This window comes from Acidisoma silvae (assembly GCF_020618775.1).
GTDB classification, from domain to species: Bacteria; Pseudomonadota; Alphaproteobacteria; order Acetobacterales; family Acetobacteraceae; genus Acidisoma; species Acidisoma silvae.
Window position 1 is genome coordinate 1 of record NZ_JAESVB010000015.1, and the last position, 20,193, is coordinate 20,193.

The 20,193-nt window shown below is 60.0% G+C and carries 17 protein-coding genes; 9 read left to right on the plus strand and 8 right to left on the minus strand.

The window, feature by feature from the left end; genetic code table 11:
* Positions 1-154: 154 nt before the first annotated feature.
* Complete coding sequence (locus tag ASILVAE211_RS20420) at positions 155-3,904, plus strand: glycosyltransferase (RefSeq protein WP_227323214.1); 3,750 nt, start codon at positions 155-157, stop codon at positions 3,902-3,904.
* Between the two features lie 109 nt (positions 3,905-4,013).
* Here the strand turns inward: ASILVAE211_RS20420 and ASILVAE211_RS20425 are convergent, their stop codons facing one another.
* On the minus strand, positions 4,014-4,676 hold the full coding sequence (locus ASILVAE211_RS20425) for a hypothetical protein (RefSeq protein ID WP_227323215.1): 663 nt from the start codon (positions 4,674-4,676) through the stop codon (positions 4,014-4,016).
* 156 nt (positions 4,677-4,832) lie between these two features.
* Between ASILVAE211_RS20425 and ASILVAE211_RS20430 the strand changes: the two genes are divergently transcribed.
* On the plus strand, positions 4,833-5,531 hold the full coding sequence (locus ASILVAE211_RS20430; protein WP_227323216.1) for a hypothetical protein: 699 nt from the start codon (positions 4,833-4,835) through the stop codon (positions 5,529-5,531).
* 61 nt (positions 5,532-5,592) lie between these two features.
* Here the strand turns inward: ASILVAE211_RS20430 and ASILVAE211_RS20435 are convergent, their stop codons facing one another.
* Positions 5,593-5,967 (minus strand): hypothetical protein, encoded by a 375-nt coding sequence (locus tag ASILVAE211_RS20435; RefSeq protein WP_227323217.1) that lies wholly within the window; start codon positions 5,965-5,967, stop codon positions 5,593-5,595.
* A gap of 72 nt (positions 5,968-6,039) precedes the next feature.
* Positions 6,040-6,627, minus strand: a complete 588-nt coding sequence (locus ASILVAE211_RS20440) for an RRP8 family class I SAM-dependent methyltransferase (RefSeq protein WP_227323218.1) — start codon at positions 6,625-6,627, stop codon at positions 6,040-6,042.
* Positions 6,628-6,863: 236 nt separating this feature from the next.
* Between ASILVAE211_RS20440 and ASILVAE211_RS20445 the strand changes: the two genes are divergently transcribed.
* The 4 genes from ASILVAE211_RS20445 to ASILVAE211_RS20460 all read left to right on the plus strand — a co-directional run bounded on the left by ASILVAE211_RS20445 (position 6,864) and on the right by ASILVAE211_RS20460 (position 11,981).
* Positions 6,864-7,667, plus strand: a complete 804-nt coding sequence (locus ASILVAE211_RS20445; RefSeq protein ID WP_227323219.1) for a GntR family transcriptional regulator — start codon at positions 6,864-6,866, stop codon at positions 7,665-7,667.
* A complete protein-coding gene (locus ASILVAE211_RS20450; protein ID WP_227323220.1) occupies positions 7,664-9,178 on the plus strand; it encodes an amidase in 1,515 nt (504 codons plus the stop codon). The genes ASILVAE211_RS20445 and ASILVAE211_RS20450 overlap by 4 nt, the downstream gene beginning before the upstream one ends.
* 44 nt (positions 9,179-9,222) lie before the next feature.
* On the plus strand, positions 9,223-10,563 hold the full coding sequence (locus ASILVAE211_RS20455) for an aspartate aminotransferase family protein (protein ID WP_227323221.1): 1,341 nt from the start codon (positions 9,223-9,225) through the stop codon (positions 10,561-10,563).
* Between the two features lie 62 nt (positions 10,564-10,625).
* Positions 10,626-11,981, plus strand: a complete 1,356-nt coding sequence (locus ASILVAE211_RS20460) for an APC family permease (protein WP_227323222.1) — start codon at positions 10,626-10,628, stop codon at positions 11,979-11,981.
* 96 nt (positions 11,982-12,077) lie between these two features.
* Here ASILVAE211_RS20460 and ASILVAE211_RS20465 read toward each other — a convergent pair whose 3' ends face one another.
* Both ASILVAE211_RS20465 and ASILVAE211_RS20470 read right to left on the minus strand, forming a co-directional pair.
* Positions 12,078-12,953: an MBL fold metallo-hydrolase gene (locus ASILVAE211_RS20465; protein ID WP_227323223.1), complete on the minus strand. Its 876-nt coding sequence runs from the start codon at positions 12,951-12,953 to the stop codon at positions 12,078-12,080.
* Between the two features lie 136 nt (positions 12,954-13,089).
* Positions 13,090-14,118, minus strand: coding sequence for an NADP-dependent oxidoreductase (locus ASILVAE211_RS20470; RefSeq protein ID WP_227323224.1), 1,029 nt, complete (start codon positions 14,116-14,118; stop codon positions 13,090-13,092).
* A 116-nt stretch (positions 14,119-14,234) separates the two neighbouring features.
* Between ASILVAE211_RS20470 and ASILVAE211_RS20475 the strand changes: the two genes are divergently transcribed.
* Positions 14,235-14,804 carry a TetR/AcrR family transcriptional regulator gene (locus ASILVAE211_RS20475; protein WP_227323225.1) on the plus strand — a complete coding sequence of 190 codons (570 nt, stop codon included), beginning with the start codon at positions 14,235-14,237 and terminating at the stop codon, positions 14,802-14,804.
* 143 nt (positions 14,805-14,947) lie between these two features.
* Here the strand turns inward: ASILVAE211_RS20475 and ASILVAE211_RS20480 are convergent, their stop codons facing one another.
* On the minus strand, positions 14,948-15,799 hold the full coding sequence (locus ASILVAE211_RS20480; RefSeq protein WP_227323226.1) for an alpha/beta fold hydrolase: 852 nt from the start codon (positions 15,797-15,799) through the stop codon (positions 14,948-14,950).
* Positions 15,800-15,920: 121 nt separating this feature from the next.
* Here ASILVAE211_RS20480 and ASILVAE211_RS20485 point away from each other — a divergent pair, with 121 nt between their 5' ends.
* Both ASILVAE211_RS20485 and ASILVAE211_RS20490 read left to right on the plus strand, forming a co-directional pair.
* Positions 15,921-16,886 carry a LysR family transcriptional regulator gene (locus tag ASILVAE211_RS20485; RefSeq protein ID WP_227323227.1) on the plus strand — a complete coding sequence of 322 codons (966 nt, stop codon included), beginning with the start codon at positions 15,921-15,923 and terminating at the stop codon, positions 16,884-16,886.
* A 33-nt stretch (positions 16,887-16,919) separates the two neighbouring features.
* Complete coding sequence (locus ASILVAE211_RS20490) at positions 16,920-17,339, plus strand: GNAT family acetyltransferase (protein ID WP_227323228.1); 420 nt, start codon at positions 16,920-16,922, stop codon at positions 17,337-17,339.
* 67 nt (positions 17,340-17,406) lie between these two features.
* Here the strand turns inward: ASILVAE211_RS20490 and ASILVAE211_RS20495 are convergent, their stop codons facing one another.
* Both ASILVAE211_RS20495 and ASILVAE211_RS20500 read right to left on the minus strand, forming a co-directional pair.
* Positions 17,407-18,897, minus strand: coding sequence for an MFS transporter (locus tag ASILVAE211_RS20495; protein WP_227323229.1), 1,491 nt, complete (start codon positions 18,895-18,897; stop codon positions 17,407-17,409).
* 531 nt (positions 18,898-19,428) lie between these two features.
* Positions 19,429-19,974, minus strand: a complete 546-nt coding sequence (locus tag ASILVAE211_RS20500; protein WP_227323230.1) for a hypothetical protein — start codon at positions 19,972-19,974, stop codon at positions 19,429-19,431.
* Positions 19,975-20,193 lie beyond the last annotated feature (219 nt).

The window sequence follows — 20,193 nt, forward strand, 5'->3', positions numbered from 1 at the left end:
ACGTTTCGATAAATTTTTAATAACACCGCAATGCTGACGATGAGCCTTTCCGAGCGTCGATAGGCCTGCCTAAAGAAATGAGGCAATTTTGCGCATTTGGGTTGATGGGCAATGCTTTCAAACTGCCAGTAACGTCCGAGGAATTGGTCGTTACGTGGCGGATCTTCTTTGCGCCCTTCATGAGACAGGCAAAGTTAAGCTGATTGTCTCTCTGAATGGCAATATGAAGGAAGAGGCCATTGCGGCGCGGAACTATCTGCGCCGCCTGATGCCGGGCATTGACACGGCAATCTGGTATGGCCTTGCCCCGGATGGGGAACTTCGCCGGGGATATTGCACCGAGCGGATGACCGACGAACAAATCCTGGCGGCGCATGTGAACGCGCTTGCGCCGGATGTGGCACTCTCCCCCAGCCCCTTTGAGGGCAGTTGGGACCGGTCGACACCATTCATCAGAACCAAAAATATCGAAGCGCTGACCGCCTGCGTTTTTCATGACGCGATCCCGCATCGCTTCCCGGCCGCATATTTGCACAATGACGCGGACCGGAAGACCTATGAGCGACGATTCAATGCGATCACGAATTTTGATCTGGTACTTTGCAATTCTGAATTTACCAACTCTGAATATAAGGACATTTTTGGCAAGACAAATAGCATCTCGATCAGCGCCGGTCTTTCGCCATCATTTTCCAGTTTGATCAGCAATGCTTCTGGACAACTTGGGCTAGCGCCTGACCTTGGTCGATATGTTCTATATGTTGGAGGCATGGACTGGCGCAAGAATGTCCCGCTTCTCGTCCGCGGCATGGCTCAAGTTCCGGAAGCAATCGCGGGCACGCTGAAGCTGGTTATCGCCGGGGACAATGGCTCCCAATATATCAACCCGCTACGCCAAACCTGGGAAAAAGCGGGACTGCCCGCATCGAATTTGATCTCCACGGGTTGGATTTCCGATGCGCAGCTGGCGGCTTTGTATACAGGTGCGGCTGTTACTGTACAGCCCTCTCTTATGGAAGGGTTCGGCCTTACAGCGCTTGAGGCAATGGCCGCCGGTTCTCCTTTTCTGTCAGCGCGTGGTGGCGCGGTAGCGGAGGTGGTTGGCTACGAAGCAACCCTTTTTGATCCTTATGATCCCAGAGACCTATCCCGCCAGATTTCTCGGATCATCAATGATACAGAATTTAGAGAGATTTCGGTTGCACACGGATATGAGCGCGCAAAGCTTTTTAGGTGGGACAAGACTGCCACCATTATGCTCGATACCCTTCAAACCTATTTAGGAGCAAAAGCAACAAGCAATCCACCGGTGCTATCAGAGCGCCCAAACAGCGAGGGTAGGTTTTCGCCCCCCGGTCGACGGCTATTGATGGACGTCAGCTCAACGCTTCAGAGCCCTGTCATGTCCGGTATCCAGCGCGTCATCCATAAACTCTCCCAGGGAATGGCGACGCTCAATGAAACCGGCACAGCCTTGGCGCAAACCGAGCTCAGCTACTGCCGTGATGAGCTTGGCTGGTATAGCTTATCGAAAGTGGAAAAAAATTCCCTCGCCTTGGACCCGCGCGCCCGCCTGGGATTTGAAGATAACGACACCTATTTTCTGCTCGACAGTTCCTGGACCTTCATTGAAGGCCAGAAACGCAGGCTGCTGGATGCTCTTGTGATGGGCCAGGAGGTGATCCATGGCATTCATGACATCGGCCCTCTCACCATGCCTGCTTTCACCGATGCCGGCATGCCGCCGGCTTTCCGGCGCTGGTTTGAATTCATCCTTGGCTATTCCACCGGCATCATCTGTGTTTCGCGAGCGGTCGCTGACGAAGTGTACGGCTTGATTGAGGCCATTCAATTGCCGCGCCCGATGAAAATCGGCTATTTTTCTCTGGGTGGTGACTTCGCCGATGTCGAGCCCGACCCGGCCTGGTTGGATTTCACCGGCAGTCGCCCGACCTTTCTCATGGTCGGCACCATCGAGCCCAGGAAGGCCCATTGGGTCGCGCTCGACGCTTTCGAGCAGCTGTGGCGAGATGGGGTGGATGTCAATCTGCTGATCATCGGCAAGCCGGGCTGGGACACGCGCCTGCTGCGGTCGCGACTGGCGCATCACTCGGAAGCCAATAAACGTTTGTTCGTGAAGACCGGAATCAGTGACGGGGAACTGCGCGCGGCCTATGGCTTCGCCCAGGCGCTGATCATGACCTCCTATCTGGAAGGGTTCGGACTGCCGGTGGCAGAGGCCGGCGCGTTGGGCTGCCCTGTCATTCTGGCCGATATCCCCGTGTTCCGGGAAGTCAGCTTCGCTGCCCCCGCCTCCGCCTATTTCAAACCCAGCGACCCGGATGATCTGGCACGTTGCATTGCCAATGTGCTTCGCGATGGTTTCATGGATCGTGATTCCCGGCCGGCCCCTTGGCCGACCTGGACCGAGAGCGCGATGCAGGTTCAGCAGGTCATATTCGAAGGCTGGTGGTACAAACAGTACGAACCACGCGAGATGCTGCCCAATACGCGACTATCCGATATCGGCAGGGTAGAAATGACCGTGCCGCTGGCCGATAGTGGCCGTGCCCATACGATGCGCTGCATGGAAGGTCCGCTGCTGTCCGAGAATGGCGATGAGATCCGATTTGTCATCGCCCTCAGAAACGATAGCGACATGATCTGGTCCAGCTATGGACGGGCCGGTGGCGGTTTTGACGTCAACATGGGATCGCATATCTATACGGCTAATGGCAATTGCTTGGATTTCGACAATCCACGCACCCATATCCCCTTTGTTGTCGCGCCAGGACAGGAAGTATTTTTCCCGATCCGGATCGCCAGCGATTGGCTGGCCCGCGAAGGCCGCTATGTCGGCGTTGAGATGGTTCAGGAGGGTGTGAGTTGGATGGGCGAACGCCTGCGTCTGGATCTGCTTCAGCCGCGCGCCGCTCTCGAACTGCCTCTGGCCCACCAGCCGTCCGGCAAAGCGGCCGCGCTACAGTTGGTTCTGGCACGCGGCCCTTTCACAGCCGCGGATGAGGCAGAAAAATTATTCCTGATTACACTCTACAATACGCATAACGCGCCTATTTTTCTGACTGGCGCAGAGGACAAGCCGAGCGTCTCCATTTCCGTGCTCAACGTCGCCGGCGACGCTATGGGGCGCGGCCATGTTCTGTCCTGCTGCTCCAAAATTGCGCCTGGAAGTTATGGGCTGATGTGCGTCTCGATACCGGGCTACCTGACGCCACAGACCGCCAGCCTCAGTCTGGAATTTGTCGCAGGCGACAAGGCCGCATGGAATTTCGATCTGTCTGAGCTGAAGTTTAAGAAAAATTCGCGAGAAATAGAGTTTCTTCTGGAAACCATCAGCGATCCTGAGCCGATCGGCGAAGCAGCCGAACCCGCAAGGATCGTCAAGGATGCGGGACCGCAGGTGTTGAATCTTGATGCTTATGACGATCTGAGCAACGAGGAATTCTGCCGCACGATGTATTCCGTTTTGCTGAATAGAGAAGTCGATGACAGCGGTTTAAACTTCTACAAATGGGCCATCGATACGTCGCGGTTGACACGGCTAGGCGCTGCGAAGCGCATTATTCATGACAATCAGTTGTCACGAATGTGGAACATCGTTTCTGGGCAATCAGAACGCAGCGAAATGACGGTTTTTTTGAAACCGTACGTGCGGCGAGAAGAACCTATCGAGCAGATAGAAGATGCGCTCAGCACAAAAATTCCGCAGCATATTGTCGAGCGATGGGTTTCTAATTTTCTTAGCCCTGAGGAACTCGCTCACGAAATCCAAAAGACCCTAGATCCTTTTTTCTATGTCTTAGTCTTGATTGATCAAGAAATCACTTCCGTCGAAAAAAATTCTGATGATTCTTTTACAATTGGCGAACTTTTGATCAGATAAGGGAAAATTAGTCAAGCTAGTAGACTAATTTTCCTCTAGCTCAATTTATTTTATAAATTGCAATCATGTCTTACATCAAAATAATCTCAATTTACTTAAATAATAAAAATTATTTTGAAATAATATTTCCCACTTCTTCTTTTATTCTTTCCATTCTTTCATCAAAAGATTTTGCATTTGATCTTAAAACCTGGCGAATAAAACTTGCTTTTTCGTTGTTGAATAACTCCCTCGCAACGAGAGTAACCCCTTCCAATAAATCTGGATTGGTTTGCAAAATTTGATGGAGACGCGGTTGATCACTTGGGACCATTTGCCATTCTTTTGCATTTTGCAGTTGAGAATCAGGGGTAGACATAAAGTGGCGATACCAAGCTTCAGCCAGACGTCTGCCCCGATCGGAAGCAAGGTCTATAAGAAATACACCATCATTCACATCCCATTTATGACCTGTCAAACCACCAGGAGAAAAAATAGCATTTCCAGGTGTATTCTTAAGAAATTTCATTAAATTAAATGAGTGGTCGTATACAAAAGCATCGGCATCAAGATAAAATATCCACCCATTGTAGCCTAATTCCAACTGTTCTTTCAGGTAAACTATTCTGTTAAAACAAGCATGCCACGGGTAATATCCTCTTTTGAGCCCTACAAAAGTTTCAAAAGGCACTCCAATTGAATCAAAATAAGAACGATTGTTTTTTGAAGTAATATCTAACATTTGAGCATAGTTTTCCGCATTTGCGGTTTGAAAAGCTTTAATTTTTTCCATGACAAACCTTAAAAATAAACCACAAGTGATCTCTAGATTTTTATACTGCCGTAAATGCCCTATGTCTATAATAGCCGCAAAAATTGCTCCGATTCTATCAGATGCAATTGCCCACGTATTCTGCTTTAAGGTTCGTTACCTTTGGAGATGCTCACAATGATTCATATGTTTTTTGGAGATTCTCATTCTCGCCAGTTTGTAGGAACATCCTGGGGTATATTTGCTCACTATATTTTCTCAGGCGCTACAATTAAGGGGCTTTCAAACAACAATTCGACGACAGGACACGCAAAAATTATTGACCTATCTGTGTCTAACAAACTAAGAAAACAAATTTTTTTAATGCTAGGCCACGTTGATTTAGATTTTACGCTAATTCGCGATCTTTGTTCTAATCCATCTCTGGACATTAGCGATTTCATCCAAAAAAGAATCGAGATATATGTAAATTTTGTATATAGATTACAATCACTCGATATGGCGATCGAAAATATTTTTATACTTGGCCCACAGATTTCCCCTCTTAGGAATAATTATTTCTTTAAATCTACAGCTTTACAGATTAATTGCGAACCTGACCTAATTCAAGATACGGCAACAAGAGTTTGCATTGATGACGCCACAAGAGCAGCTCAAGTTATTTACTTTAATGATCAATTGAGTCAGGCAATTAATGTTTTTAACAAAGTGCATTTTTTAAGAATTGATAAAAAAATGGTCGATCGCGGCAACTTAATATTAGAACATTTCATTGCGAATGACAAAGCAGATCACCATGCCAATATCTCTCAAACTCAAAAATTGTGGCACCCATTACTTAATGACTTCATCAAGGAAAAAGTTATTGTAGGATAGACACAAATAATTTCTGGAATTTAGAAAATTTATCTTTTTGGTTTTACTAAATTACTTTCTTCTACTGCACCGTCGGCGGTGTGTAGTCCCCCAGGCGCGCCATCTGCTCCTTGAAGACGCCCAGAAACGTTTCTGCGGCGGGATGGCTGAGTGGTGTGGACAACCATCCCAGTCCGGGGTGGTGCAGGGCCACGCGCAGCAGGCCGTCCACCTCATGCGGGCCGACGAACCAGCGCATGCCGGGCGCCTCCACCACCGGGTCTCCCGGTTTCAGGTTTCGATAAGGCAATGGCGGTTCCATCTGCGAGCGCAGAAAGATAAGCGCCGGCAGCAGGCGCGATACCACCTCGGCCGGGAGGGTCAGGGATGTGCCCTCACCGTCACCGATGGTCAGCGACGCTTTATCATCCGACAAAGTCAGCTTCACCTGGGACATCGGCCCCTCCGCGACGGCTCCAATAACGGTACCGTGACGGACAAATGTCTGATTGGCAATGATTTAGCGCGGTTAGAACGGGTTCTTTGTGAGACGCCAGAGGTTCTGGAGGTCTCCCACCATGCGCCCGGCATCCGGCTTCCAGCCGGACGCGCGGAAGACGGCCGTCATTTCGGCTTCCGAAAAATCATTTACCCAGGCATGGGCGCGACGGTCGGCCAGCGCACCGGGCGCGTCGGTCACGCAATAGCTGACCACGAGAACCGGGTATTGCCCATGCAAAGCCCGCAGCAGCGCCAGCGGGTCATGGATATATTCGAGGAGACCGAGACAGGCCGCCGCCACCGCACCCGTCTCAGGCGGCGGCGCAGCATTGAGGTCGCAGACCAGCGTCCGATGGTCCCGCGCCGTCACGTCCAGCGGGATATAGCGCTGATCGGGCCGCAGATGGCGCGCCAGACCCATGGTGCCGCAGCCGAAATCGGCGACCGATGGCGCATCGGCCAATAATGCGGCCGCCATGGCGGCCCGCGCGTCCCAGTGCGACGCCTCCTCGGTCGCCAGCGCCAGCCAGCGCTCGGTCAGCGTCCGCTTTTCCGCCATCGCGGCCTCGGTCAACGCCAACCGCGCCTCCAGACTCAGCTCGTAGAACGGAATCACGCGCGCCCTCCCCTGTCTGGCCAATGCCACAGCCTATCCGTTCTCAATCGTAACGGACCAGGAAATACGCGGAGTTCGGCAGATTTGCCGCCGCCGGAGGGTGACTAAAAATTAGCCACAGGCGGCAGGGCATCGGCCATAAGAATGAATATGGCGCGTTTTTAGACATAATTTTAGGATCGTTGAACGATTTTACTCGACCTGCCGCATGATTGCCCTTATGCGTGCCGCTCACGATGACGACGACACAGCAGACTTCCGACCTGACAGAGGATGCCGACGGCCAGCCGGGCCAGGAATCCGCCGCCCTGCGCGCCGCCGGCCTGCTGCGAGACCGCATCGTCTCCGGCGATCTGCGCTCCGGCACGCCGCTGCGCGAAACGCTGCTGGCCGCCGAACTCAAGGTCTCGCGCAATACGCTGCGCGAAGCCCTGCGCCAGTTGACGCATGAGGGGCTTGTCAACCAGGTTCTGTATAAGGGCGCGGTCGTGCCCATCATGACCGACGAAGATGTCAGTGACATTTTCCGCGCCCGCCGCGCCATTCAGATCCATGCCGTGCTGGAAAGCCATAACGCCCCGGCCGCGCAGTTGAACCGCCTATCGGACGAGATCGAGGCTGCGGCGGCGGCCATCGCCCGAAACGATTGGAAGGCGGCCGGCACGGCGTCGCTGCATTTCCATCAGGCGATCGTGGCGCTGATCGGCAGCGCCAAGCTGGACGGGTTCTTTCACGTCCTCTCCGCGCAACTCAGTTTGGCTTTGGCCGAGGCCCGTGGAGACAGCGTCTTTCAGTCGCGCTGGGTGCCGCGCAACCGCGATATCTGCGCCTTCATCCGTGCGGGCCGGCGGGAGGAAGCGCGCGCCGCCCTGCTCGCCTTCATCGATGCGTCCGAAGTCGTGGTGCGCGGCATCGTCCGCCACGGCTGGGACAATTTCAAAACCCAGGAAGCGGCGGCGCAGGTGCCGCAGGACCGGCTGACCCCGCCGGAGGAACCCAATTCCCTGGCGCAATTCTTTCGCACGAGTGCCCCATCATGATCCAACGCCCGACAGAGGCCGATATCGCCACGCTCGCCGACGGCCTGGGCATGACCTTGCCGCAAGCCAGCGGAGCGGAGATCCTGGCGATCATCGACGCGCATCTCAGCGGTTTCGATACCGTGATGGCGCAGCCTGACCCGGACTGGCCTGTCGCGGCCTATGATCGCTCGGCCCCCATGCGGCCGGAGCCCGCCGACAATCCGCATAATGCCTGGGCCTGGCGGATGGTGGTGCAAGGCGCGGCCACCGGCCCGCTGCAAGGCTGCACGGTGGCGCTGAAAGACACCATCCTTCTGGCCGGCGCGCCGATGAGCAACGGGTCCAAACTCTTTGACGGTCATGTCGCGGATATGGACGCGACGGTCGTGACGCGCATGCTCGATGCCGGGGCGACCATCCTGGGCAAGGCGCAATGCGAGGATTTCTGCGTCTCCGGCGGCAGCCATACCAGCGCCTTCGGCCCTGTCCATAATCCGCGTCGTTTAGGCTATTCCGCCGGCGGGTCGTCCTCCGGTTCCGGCGCGCTGGTTGCCTCGGGCGCGGTCGATATGGCCATCGGCGGCGACCAGGGCGGGTCCATCCGCATTCCCGCCGCCTATTGCGGCATCAACGGCATGAAGCCGAGCTGGGGCCTGGTGCCTTACACCGGTGCCGCCTCCATCGAGACCTCGCTGGACCATCTGGGGCCGATGACGCGGACGGTCGCCGAGAATGCGCGCCTGCTGACCGTCATCGCCGGCGATGACGGCGCCGACCCGCGCCAGTGCAATTTCGGCGGCGGCGACTATACGGCGCTGCTCGAGGCCGGGGTGCAGGGCCTGCGCATCGGCGTGCTGACGGAAGGCTTCGACTGGCCGGAGATGGATGAGCGCGTGCGCAATTCCGTCCTCGCCGGCATCGGCCGGTTGCAGGCCTTCGGCGCTATCGTCGAACCCGTCAGCGTGCCGCTGCACAAGGACGGCCGCGCCTTTACGGCGCCCGTCGAGATTGAAGGCCTGTTCGGGCAGATCTTTCAGGCCAATGGCGTCGGCGCGCAGGGGCGCGGTCCCTATTCGCCGGCCTTCATGGCGGCCCAGGCCGGGTGGCGGCAGAATGCCGACGCGCTGCACGATCTCGTCAAGATCGCGGTCCTGGCCGGCGCCTATATGACGCGGCTGGATCAGGGCCGCAGCTACGCCCGGGCGCATGCGCTGCGCGCCCGCCTGGCCGCCGCCTATAACGCGGCGCTGGCGCAGCATGATGTGCTGGTCATGCCGACGCTGCCCATGATAGCGCAACCATTGCCGCCGCCCGATGCCTCTCTGGCTTTGTCCTTCCAGCGGTCTTCGGAAATGGTCTGCAATACCGCGCAGTTCGATCTTACCGGCCACCCCGCTTTGTCCACGCCCTGCGGCCTGGTGGACGGGCTGCCGGTGGGGCTCATGATCGTCGGCCGCATGTTCGACGAAGCCAATATCTACCGCGCAGCGGCCGCCCTCGAACGCAGCGCCCATTGGACAGACTGCTGAGCCAAAAGCCGCGACACCGATCCTTTCACACAGGTAACAAGACCATGACTGACACTGCCTCCCCGCTTCTTGGCCGCGCCGGCAAGCCGCAAAGTGCGTCCGAGAAGGATGCTTTCGACACTGCCGCGCGCTTCCTGCCGGGCGGCGCGCTCGGCGGCAATGCCCTGCCGGACGACGTGCGCTTCGTCTTCAGCCATGGCGACGGCAGCCGCTTCTGGGATGCCTCGGGCAATATGTATATCGACTATATCCTGGGCGCCGGCACGCTGGTTCTGGGTCACGCGCATCCCGCCATCCAGGCGGCAGTGACCGAGCAGGTCAGCCGCGGCACGCATTTCTTCGCCTATCTGAACGATCTGTCGGTGCAGCTTGCGCGCGAGCTGGTGCCGCTGATCCCCTGCGCCGAGCGCATCCGCTTCACGACCTCGGGTTCGGAATCGACCTTCCATGCCATCCGCCTCGCCCGTGGCTTCACCGGCCGCGCGAAAATCCTGAAATTCGAAGGCGCCTATCACGGCACGCACGACTATGCGCAGCTGAGCACGACGCCGAGCCACACAGCGAATTATCCGAACCCGATGCCGGATACCAACGGCATTCCGCAGGCGGTGCAGGAGCTGATGCTCGTCTGCCCCTATAATGATCTCGACGCGTTGAAAAGCATTCTGGATCAGCACGGCCAGGATATCGCGGCCATTATCGTGGAGCCGATCCAGCGCATCATCTCGCCCCAGGCCGGCTTCCTGCAAGGCGTGCGCGAACTGACGCGCCAGCACGGCATCGTCATGATCATGGATGAAGTGGTCACGGGTTTCCGCTACGGGCTGAGCGGCGCGCAGGGCTATTTCGGCGTCGTGCCGGACATGGCGACCTATGGCAAGATCATCGGCGGCGGCCTGCCGGTGGGGGCCGTTGCCGGCCGCGCCGATATCATGGACCAGGCCGACCCGGCGCGCCGCGCGACGGGCGACTATGTGTATCAGAACGGCACCTTGCAGGGTCATCCGCTGGGTTGCGCGGCCTCGCTGGCAACCCTGTCCGTGCTGCGCGAACCCGGCGTCTATGAAGCGCTGTTTGCCTATGCCGACGAACTGCGCCGCGCATTGCAGCACCTCTTCGACCAGCACAAGATGGGCATCCGCGTCATCGGCGACGGCCCGATGTGGCACCTGATTTCGGGCGACAAAGTGCCGCAGAACTGGGGCGATATCCTCGCCACCGACCTGAAGCGCCAGGCCGCCTTCGATACCGAACTGCTGCGCCAGGGTATCTTCGTCATCCCCAATATGCGCCGTTTCGTCTCCATCCGGCACGACAAGGCGGATCTCGCCTTGACGCTGGAAGCGGCCGAGCGCGCCTGCATCGCCTTCAAAGCCGCCCAGTAAGGGCCGGCACGCACCAGGGCCGCGCTTGCGCGGCCCATCGTCGTCAACATCAGGAGTTTTACGTGGATCTGAAGCGGAATCTTGGGCTGTGGGAGGTCATTGGGCTTTCCATCGCCATTATCGCGCCGACCATGGCGATGGCCTTCAATGTCGGGCTGACGGCCGGCTCCGCCGGTACGGCGACGCCGCTGACCTTCATCATCGGCGCCATCGTCATGGGCATCGTCAGCCTGTCCTTCGTGGCCTTCAGCCGCCGCGTGCCCAAGACGGGCGCCGCCTATGCCTATATCGGCGCCTCCTTCGGCAAGCGGGCCGGCTTCGTCGCCGGCTGGGCGATGATGATGGTCTATCTCACCTTCGGCAGCGGCACTGTCGTGCTCGTCGGCAGCTTTCTTGATGCGGCGGCCTCCAATTACGGCATCCATATCTCCTGGCTGTCCGAAATCATCAGCCTGGCGGCGCTGTTCCTTGCCTGTACGCTCGCCTATCGCGACATGCAGTTCGCGACGCGTTTGATGCTGATCCTGGAAGGCATTTCCATCCTCGCCATCATCGTGCTGGGCATCGCCATCCTGTTCAAGGCGGGCAGCCAGAACCAGCTCTCCGCCGTGCCCTTCTCGCCCGCCAAAGGCATCGGCTGGGGCGGCATCGGCGCCGGCCTGGTTTTCGCCCTGCTGTCCTTCGCCGGTTTCGAAGGTGTCGCGACGCTGGCGGAAGAGACCAATAATCCGCGCCGCAACATCCCCCTCGCCATGCTCGGCACCATCGTGCTGGGCGGCATCTTCTTCGCCTTCGCCTCCTACACCCAGGTCATCGGCTTCGGCCTGGGCCATATGAAGGATCTGGCGAATGACCCGGCGCCGCTGAACACGCTGGGCGAGCGCTTCATTTCCCGCGACTTTGCCTCCGCCCTCTCCGTTGCCGCCGCCATCAGCGCCTTCTCGGCCTGCCTCGGCTGCATGAGCGCGGCCGCGCGCATGATGTTCGCCCTCGGCCGTGGCGGCTTCTGCCCCTGGACGGCCAAGGTTCACCCGACCCATGGCACGCCGGGGCGCGCCGTCATCGCGTCCGGCATCATTGCCGGTGCGGGCATCGTGCTCTGGGGCAGCTTCATCGGCGCCAGCGCCTATTACGGCGATATCTCCACCATCGGCGTGCTGGCCCTGATCCTGATCTATCTCGGCGTGACCATTGCCGAAACGATCCATGCCTTCAGCCATGGCAATCTGCTCTGGGGCCTGTTCGGGCTGATCGGCAGCATCGCGCTGCTGTGGCCGTTGTATAGCAGCATCTATCCGGTGCCGGCTTACCCCGGCAATCTGTGGCCTTATATCGTCGTCGCCTGGTTCGTGATCGGCTGGCTGATCACCTTGGCCAAGCCCAATGTCGGCCATGCCGACGCAGTGGCGGCCGAGTAACCGCCCCAATGAAAAGAGGGTTTGCCGAAGACGGCAAACCCTCTTTACCAGTATCGACGACGGGTGGATCGCTGACGCGATCCACCCTTTTTCGTATCAGGCCCAGAAGGCCGGCAGGAATTCGTAGCCGGTCGCGCCCTTGACGATGAAGCCGGTCGAGGGGAACGAGCCATGATAGAAGGACACGCGGGTCTTCTCGGCGACCGCCTGATCGAGGATGCGCTTGCGCGTCGCGACCGTCGCGTCCCCGTCCATGTCGAACATCAGCTTCCAGTCCGCATGACGCGCGAAGATCAGCGGATTGTTGGTGATGTCGGCGACGAAGATCATGCTTTCATCGCCCGAGGTGATGCGAATGGCCGACATGCCCGGCGTATGGCCGGCCGCGCAAACCGCCGTCAGACCCGGCAGGATTTCCGCGTCCCATTCATACTGCTTCACGGCATCGGCGATCTGGCCGAAAACCTGGCGGCACATTTCGAAATTGCCCTTGGCTGCTTCGGGTGCGGCCGCCATCTTGGCGTCGTCCATCCAGAAATCCCATTCCTTGGCCGGAACATGGATCTGCGCCTTCGGGTAGAAAGCCGTGCCGTCCTTGCGGAAGAGGCCCAGCACATGATCGGGGTGGAAATGGCTGATGACGATATCCGTCACCTCTTCGCCCTTGATGCCGGCGGCGGCGAGATTGCCGAACAGGCGGCCGGCCGTCGGCGGGCCGGATTCACCGAAACCGGTGTCGATCAGAACGGTCTTGCCGGCGGTGCGCAGCGCCATCGGCGTGAAGGTCAGCGTTACCTTGTCGCGGGCCATGCCGGCCGCCGCATAGGCTTCGCCCACCTCGTCATCGCTGACGCCCGGCACGAAGCCTTCCGGACGGTCGAACGCCACCCAGCCGTCATGCAGCGCAATCGCCTCGATATCGCCGACCATCCACTTATAGAAAGCGGGCGTCTGAGCACTGGTCTCTGTCATCGATCTCTCTCCTCAAAGCCGGGGGCCGATGCCCACCGGCGCGCGGTGCCAAGACATAAGCCCTGACCACGCGCAGGCATATACTGCGCTGCACAAGGGAATGCGAGACCACCCTCGCATTGTTCACAGACCGGCTTCAGGCCGCGCCGAGTTGGACGACCAGCTTGCCGAAATTCCGGCCTTGCAGCAGACCGATGAAGGCCTCCGGCGCATTTTCCAGCCCCTGCACGATATCCTCCCGCCAGCGGAGACGCCCGTCTGCTGCCCAAGCCGTGGCGTCGCGCAGAAAGTCATCCTGTTGGCTGTCCCAGAATTCCGTCATGACAAAACCGCGCAGGGTCAGGCTGCGGGACAGGATTTCGCGCATCGTCACGGCCAGGCGGTCCGGCCCCGGCTGTGGTTCGCCTGGGTGATTGTATTGCGCGATGAGACCGCAGACCGGCACGCGGGCGAAGGGATTGAGCAGCGGAAAGACGCCGTCCCAGACCGTGCCGCCGACATTCTCGAAATAGACGTCGATCCCCTGCGGGCAGGCGGCAGCGAGCTGAGCGGTGAAATCCGGTGCCTTGTGATCGACCACCGCATCGAAACCCAGCTCGTCCCGTGCAAAAGCCAGCTTATGCGCGCCCGTGGTGATGCCGACGGCGCGCGCACCATGGATGCGGGCGATCTGCCCGACGGCGGACCCCACCGGCCCGGTGGCGGCTGCCACCGCCACCGTCTCGCCCGGCTTTGGCTTGCCGATATTGCGCAGCCCGGCATAGGCGGTGAAGCCCGGCATGCCGAGCGCGCCCAGCGCCGCCGAGAGCGGCGCCGCCGGGTCCAGCCGCCGCAAGCCGCTGCCGTCCGACAGGGCGAAGCGCTGCCAGCCGGCATAGGCGACGGCGATATCCCCCTCCTGCCAGTCCGGGTGGCGTGACTGCACGACTTTCGAGACCGTGCCGCCGACCATGACGCCGCCGATCGCGACCGGCTGGGCATAGGATTTCACGAGGCCCATGCGGCCGCGCATATAAGGGTCCAGCGAGAGAAACAGCGTTTCCATAAGCACCTCGCCCGCGCCGGGCTGCGGGACTGGCGTCTCTTCCAGCCGGAAATCGCCCGGCACCGGCAGGCCCTGCGGGCGCGCGGCCAGGACGATCCGCTGGTTAAGGTTTTCAGACATGATCAAACCCCGGTATGACGTCAGTGGAAAGCGCTTCACATACGAAGCGTATGCGAACCAGATGGAGACATACGAGGCGTATGTCAATTGCGAAAACGTCCCAGCGGCGCGCGGATATGATTGTGGAAACGCGCGCCAAGCTGATGGCCGCCGGCAGGCGGGCCTTCGCGGCAAAAGGCTATGCGGGGGCCTCGATGGACGATCTGACGGCGGAAGCCGGGCTGACGCGCGGCGCGCTGTATCACCATTTCGGCGACAAGAAGGGCCTGCTGGCGGCCGTCATCGCGGAGATTGATTCTGAGATCGCCGCACGCCTGCGGGTCATCATCGCCCAGGCCGATACCGCCTGGGACGCCTTTATCGACGAATCCGTGGCCTGGATCGAAATGTCGATGGAGCCGGAGATCCGGCGCATCATGCTGCTGGACGGCCCGGCCGTGCTGGGCGACCCCTCGGGCTGGGTCGGCCAGACCGCCTGCGTCGACAGCACCGCGCGCAGCATCCGCCGGCTGATCGACGAGGGCCTGGCAAAACCGGTGGACCCGGACGCCGCCGCCCGTCTTGTCAATGGTGCGGCGCTGAGCGCGTCACTCTGGATTGCGAGCGCCGAAGACCCGCGCGCCGTCTCCGCCCGCGCAATCGAAAGTTTCCTGGCCCTCGCTTCAGGACTGCGGAAGCACGCCTGAACGGCAGCGCCGATGTTGCGCTGTCATTCATCGGTTCTGTTTCCAAGCTCGTCATGCCCGCGAAAGCGGGCATCTTCTCATCGCGGTCGTGCCTCAGCAAGAAGATCCCCGCTTTCGCGGGGATGACGAGTCCCCTTACCGCCTTACGCCCCCAGGAAGCGGTGGATATGCGCCGCAATTTTGGCATGATGCGTCTCCAGCGCGAAATGCCCGGCATCCAGAAGATGGATTTCGGCATCCGGAAGATCCCGCCTGAAGGCTTCGGCACCGGCCGGCAGGAAGAAGACATCGTTCTTGCCCCAAACTGCCAGCAGGCGCGGCCGATGGGTGCGGAAATAGTCCTGGAAGGCCGGATAGAGCGCCACATTGGTGCGATAGGACAGAATAAGATCGAGCTGGATTTCATCCGCCTCGGCCCGGTGCATAAAGAACTGGTCGAGCAGATAGGCATCCGGCGCCACACGCCCCGTGGGCGCGCCATGCTCATGCTGGAATTTTAGCGCCTCATCGGTCAGCGCCGCGCGGCAGGCCTCACGATTGGCCGGCGTCGGATCACGCCAGTACCGCTGCCAGGGCTCCCAGTCATCGCTCAACCCTTCGATATAGGCATTGCCGTTCTGGGTAATGATGGCGGTGATGCGCTCGGGCTGCGCGCAGGCCAGACGTAACCCCGTCGGCGCGCCATAGTCGAAAATATAGATGGCAAAGCGGGCCAGCCCGATGGCATCCACGAACTTGCCGACCACCTCAGCGAGATTGTCGAAACTATAGTCGAAGACCCCGCGCGGCGGCGCCTTGGTCAGACCAAAGCCCGGCAGGTCCGGCGCAATGACGCGGTACTGGCTTGCCAGTTCCGGGATCAGGTCGCGGAACATATGGCTGGATGTCGGGAAGCCGTGCAGCAGCAGAATGACGGGCGCATCGGCTGCGCCAGCCTCGCGGTAGAAGACCTCCACAGGGCCGACCTGCTGGGCGCGATAATGTATCTGAACCATGGCTTTTCCTTTCCCTCTACGGGCCGCCGTCCGAGCGGCCTGCCGTGGAGGAAACCTAGTCACTTGCACCATTCGGCAGAATGCGCGTTGATTGCCAGGCTTGATTTCAGAAAGTGAAAGCATGGACAGGCTGGACGCGATGGCAATGGCGGTCGCGGCGATCGACGAAGGGTCACTCGCCGCCGCCGCGCGCCGCTTCGGGCGGTCGGCGGCGGCCGCCACCCGTGCCATCGCCGTGCTTGAGGCTGCCGCCGGAGAGACGCTGCTGCTGCGCTCTACGCGCGGCCTTCGTCTGACCGAAGCGGGCGCGCGCCATGCCGCCGTCTGGCGCGATGTTCTGGGCAAGCTGCGCGACATCCAGGCCGAGCAGACCGGCACGACCATCAGCGGCCATCTGGTGCTGACGGCACCGGAACTCTTTGGGCGCTTGAAGGTCACGCCCGTGCTGGAAAGCTTCGTCGATCTGCACCCGGAGGTGCAGGCCCGCGCGCTGCTGCTGAACCAGGTGGTGGATATGCTGGGCGAAGGCGTCGATATCGCCATCCGCCTGGCGCATCTGCCGGAAAGCAGCCTGGTTGCGGTGAAACTCGGCACGGTCAGGCAGGTGATCTGCGCTTCCCCTGCCTATCTGGCAAAGCATGGCCAGCCTCAGCAGCCGGCCGATCTCTCCCGTCACGTCTGTATCGGCACGAACCCGGAGGGCAATCGTGAGCTATGGAATCTCCGTCACGACCCAAGCGGGGCGCGGATGCGGTCGATCTCCGTGCAAACGCGCCTGTCCATCAACAGCGTCGCGGCAGGGCTGGATGCGGCGCGGCGCGGCGCGGGCCTGGTGCGCGGCATGTCCTATCAGGTGGCCGACGACCTCGCGACGGGCCGGTTGCTGCGCGTGCTGGCGCCCTTCGAGCCGGACGCGATCCCGGTCAATATGGTGTTTCGCCCGCATCCCCGCCGCTGGAGCCCGGTGCGCGGCTTCGTGGATTACGCCGTGCCGATCCTGCGGCGGGAACTGGCGCAGGTGGCCGCCGTGGTCGACTGGCTGCCGCCGGCTGGCGCGCCGCTTCTCCCGAGCAGCGATCCTGGCTAATCAGCCTCGGCTAAAGCCCAAGGAGCGAATGCCATGACCCTGACCATCCGACCTGCTTTGCCCGAGGAGGAACAGGCCCTGGCCGATCTATGGCGCGCCTGCGGTCTGGTGGTGAGCTATAATGATCCTGGCGCCGATTTCCGCTTCGCTTTGGCTGGTGAGACCTCAACGGTTCTGGTCGGCACGGATGCGGAGGGGCAGATCGCCGGCAGCGTCATGGTGGGGCATGACGGCCATCGCGGCTGGCTCTATTACGTCGCGGTCTCGCCCGATCATCAGGGCAGCGGCGCGGGCCGGCAGATGGTAGCCGCCGCCGAGGACTGGCTGCGCAGGCTTGGCGTCTGGAAGGTGCAGCTTCTGGTGCGGGACACCAATACCAAGGTGGTGGCCTTCTACGAGCATCTGGGTTTTGACGTGTCGCCGCGCGTGGTGCTGAGCAAAGCGCTGGGCTGACCGGCCTTCCCCAAAAACAAAAACCCCCGCGACCAGCGCGGGGGTTTTCGGTTCAGCCTCGCTGAAATCAGGTCAGCGGAACGTCGGAGGTCGGCTTATCCTTCAGCACGCCGCGCGTCTCGATCCGGAAGGCCCAGGTCGCGACCGCGCCGAGCAGAGAGGCGACGATCAGCCCGATGAGCAGGGCCTGCGTCCCGATCGACTTCAGCAGGATGGGGAACAGGAAGGCGGTCGCGACCGCGCCGATCTTGGCGAAGGACGCGGCGAAACCCGCGCCATAGCCGCGAATGGCGGTCGGGAAGACTTCACCCGCCAGCAGATAGGTCTGCGCGTTCGGGCCCATGTTGGTCATGAAGTTGAAGAGCATGAAGCCCAGGAAGAGCAGCGGCATGTCATGCCCGCCACCGATCAGGGACAGAGCGGCCAGCGCCAGACCGGCGGCGCAGCCGATGAAGCCGACGATCTGAAGCTGGATGCGACCGGCGCGCTCCACCAGCAGAACCGCGGCCAGAATACCCACCACCAGCAGCACGTCCAGCATCAGGGTGCCCTTGGCGGACATCAGCACCTTGTTGACGATGCCACTCGTATCGCTCGTCGCAGCCACGGTGCCGAGGGTGGCGGCCAGGATGACCGGCGTGAAGATACCGATGCCGTAGGTGCTGAGATCCTGCAGGAACCAGGGGATGGACGCGAGATAGGTCGCGCGGCGGTTTTCCTTGTTGAACAGGACGCCGACATGGCGCTTCGGCTCTTCCCGGACGCCGCTATGTTCGGAGACATGCGGGTCTTGCAGCGCGACGACCTTCGGATATTGCGGTTCGCGCTTCAGCAGCTTGTGGGTCTCAGCCTCGGCTTCCTTCAGGCGTCCGCGCGACACCAGCCAATGGGCGCTGTCGCAGACGAAGAAGCGGCCGGTGACGACGATGATGGCCGGAATGATCGCGGCGGCGAACATCCAGCGCCAGGCATCCAGCTGCGGATAGACGGAGAGGATCAAAATGCCGAGGCCGGCGCCGCACATGGCGCCAATGGCCTGGAAGGCGAAGGCGCCCAGAACCAGGCCGCCACGGCCACGGCTGGGCACCGCTTCGGAGATCACCATATGCGCGGTCGGATAGTCGCAGCCAAGCGCCAGACCGATGCCGAAGAGGCAGACCGCCAGCATCGCGAAGCTTTGCGACAGCGTCATGGCCACCAGAAAGACGACGAAGAGGATCATCTCGGCGATGAACATGGTCTTGCGGCCGAAAATATCGGCCATGCCGCCGAGCAGCGTGGCGCCGATGAGGATGCCGAAGAGGGTGGCGGCCGTGACGATGCTGTTCTGATAGGCGCCGAGATGGAAGGTCTTGTCGAGCAGCGGCAGCGCCACGCCCGTCATGAAGACGACGAGGCCTTCAAAGAACTTGCCGGCGACTGCCAGACTCCAGATTCGCCACTGCATGCCGGTCAGCGGCAGCTTGGTCAGCTGGGTGCCGTCAGGCCAGACGGGAATTTCATCGATATAATCTTGGACGGTTTTGCCCGTCTTTAACTTGGAAGTGACCTGGCTCATCGTTCGTCCCATTGCAACGGACGACCGTTTTAATCTTCAGCACGGAAGATTGACGTTATTTAATGATGACGCTTTTGCCGCGCTCCGGTCCCTGATGGCAAAGGCATCTTGCCCACCGGCGAGTGGCTGCGGACAGGAAGACAAACAGGTTAATGTCCGTCACGATGTCTGCCTGCGCCGTAAAACGGCCGACGACTTACCCAGCCAATGGCGTCGCCGCAGCTGAAGTCAGACCCTTAGAACTAGGTCATAAAAACTAATACCATACTAAAATGAAGGCGCAACGTTTCTGAGTCGAGATGGATCATCACGTTTTCTAGGGTCGCTGCGGCCGTTCAATGCAATGGCAATGCTGTGTGTCTTGCAGCGCGCGCTTTTATGCCGACCTCGGCGATTTTCGGACAAAGCCCTCAAAACACATCGGCCCTGGCCAATTGCCGGTTGTCCGCGTACTGGCGAAGCGAAAGACTTCCTAAGGGGAAACGCCGTCGAAGGCCGATCATGACAGAGCGGTGATCGCCGCGCGGACGGTCAGGCCTGCTGGGACGTGCTGCCGCAGACGCGGTTCCACAGCACGTCGAACGACCCGTCATTGCCTTCCAGCACGGTGGAGTAGCGCTGGCCGAAGATGGAGACGAAGCGCTGCTGGCCCAGGTTGCTGCTGGGCAGGGAGCCGCAGAAGGCCACCACGCGGCCGGCGCTGGCATGCACGAAGCTGCCGGAGAACTGATCGAAATTCGGATTGTTCAGCGCGGTCTGAACCGACTTGACGCCATCCGTCCACACGGCGCGCTGTAGCGGGTCGGTGACTGTCGCCGGTGCCGACATAGACAGGGCATCGGCCGCCGCCTTGCTGCCGGTGCCCGTGTTCAGGCGCGCGGCATAGGCGGCAGACAGCATCAGAGGAACCACGAGCACGGCCAGTGCGATGCCACGTCCGCCGATACGGCGGTTGCGCGCCGGCTGAGAAACGGTTTCGACCTTCAGAACGGGGCTTTCCAACCCGCATTCCGGGCAGACCTTCGCATCGGCCCGCACCACCGTCTCACACCACACACAATTCGCTACTTTAGCCATCGCCATCCGGCTGCCCGCTTAACTGACCCGCTAAATTTTATGTAACGACTCAATGGCGCAACGCACAATCACAAACCCGTATTTTTTAAAAAATCAGAACAACGAAAGCCCTATTTGGGTCTAGATGCTAATTGCCAGACAAGTTTTTGTGACACGCTATGTCTTGACTGATGCTGCGCTGCAACATGAGCCTGAGTCCGCTTGCGGGAATTCGTCGGG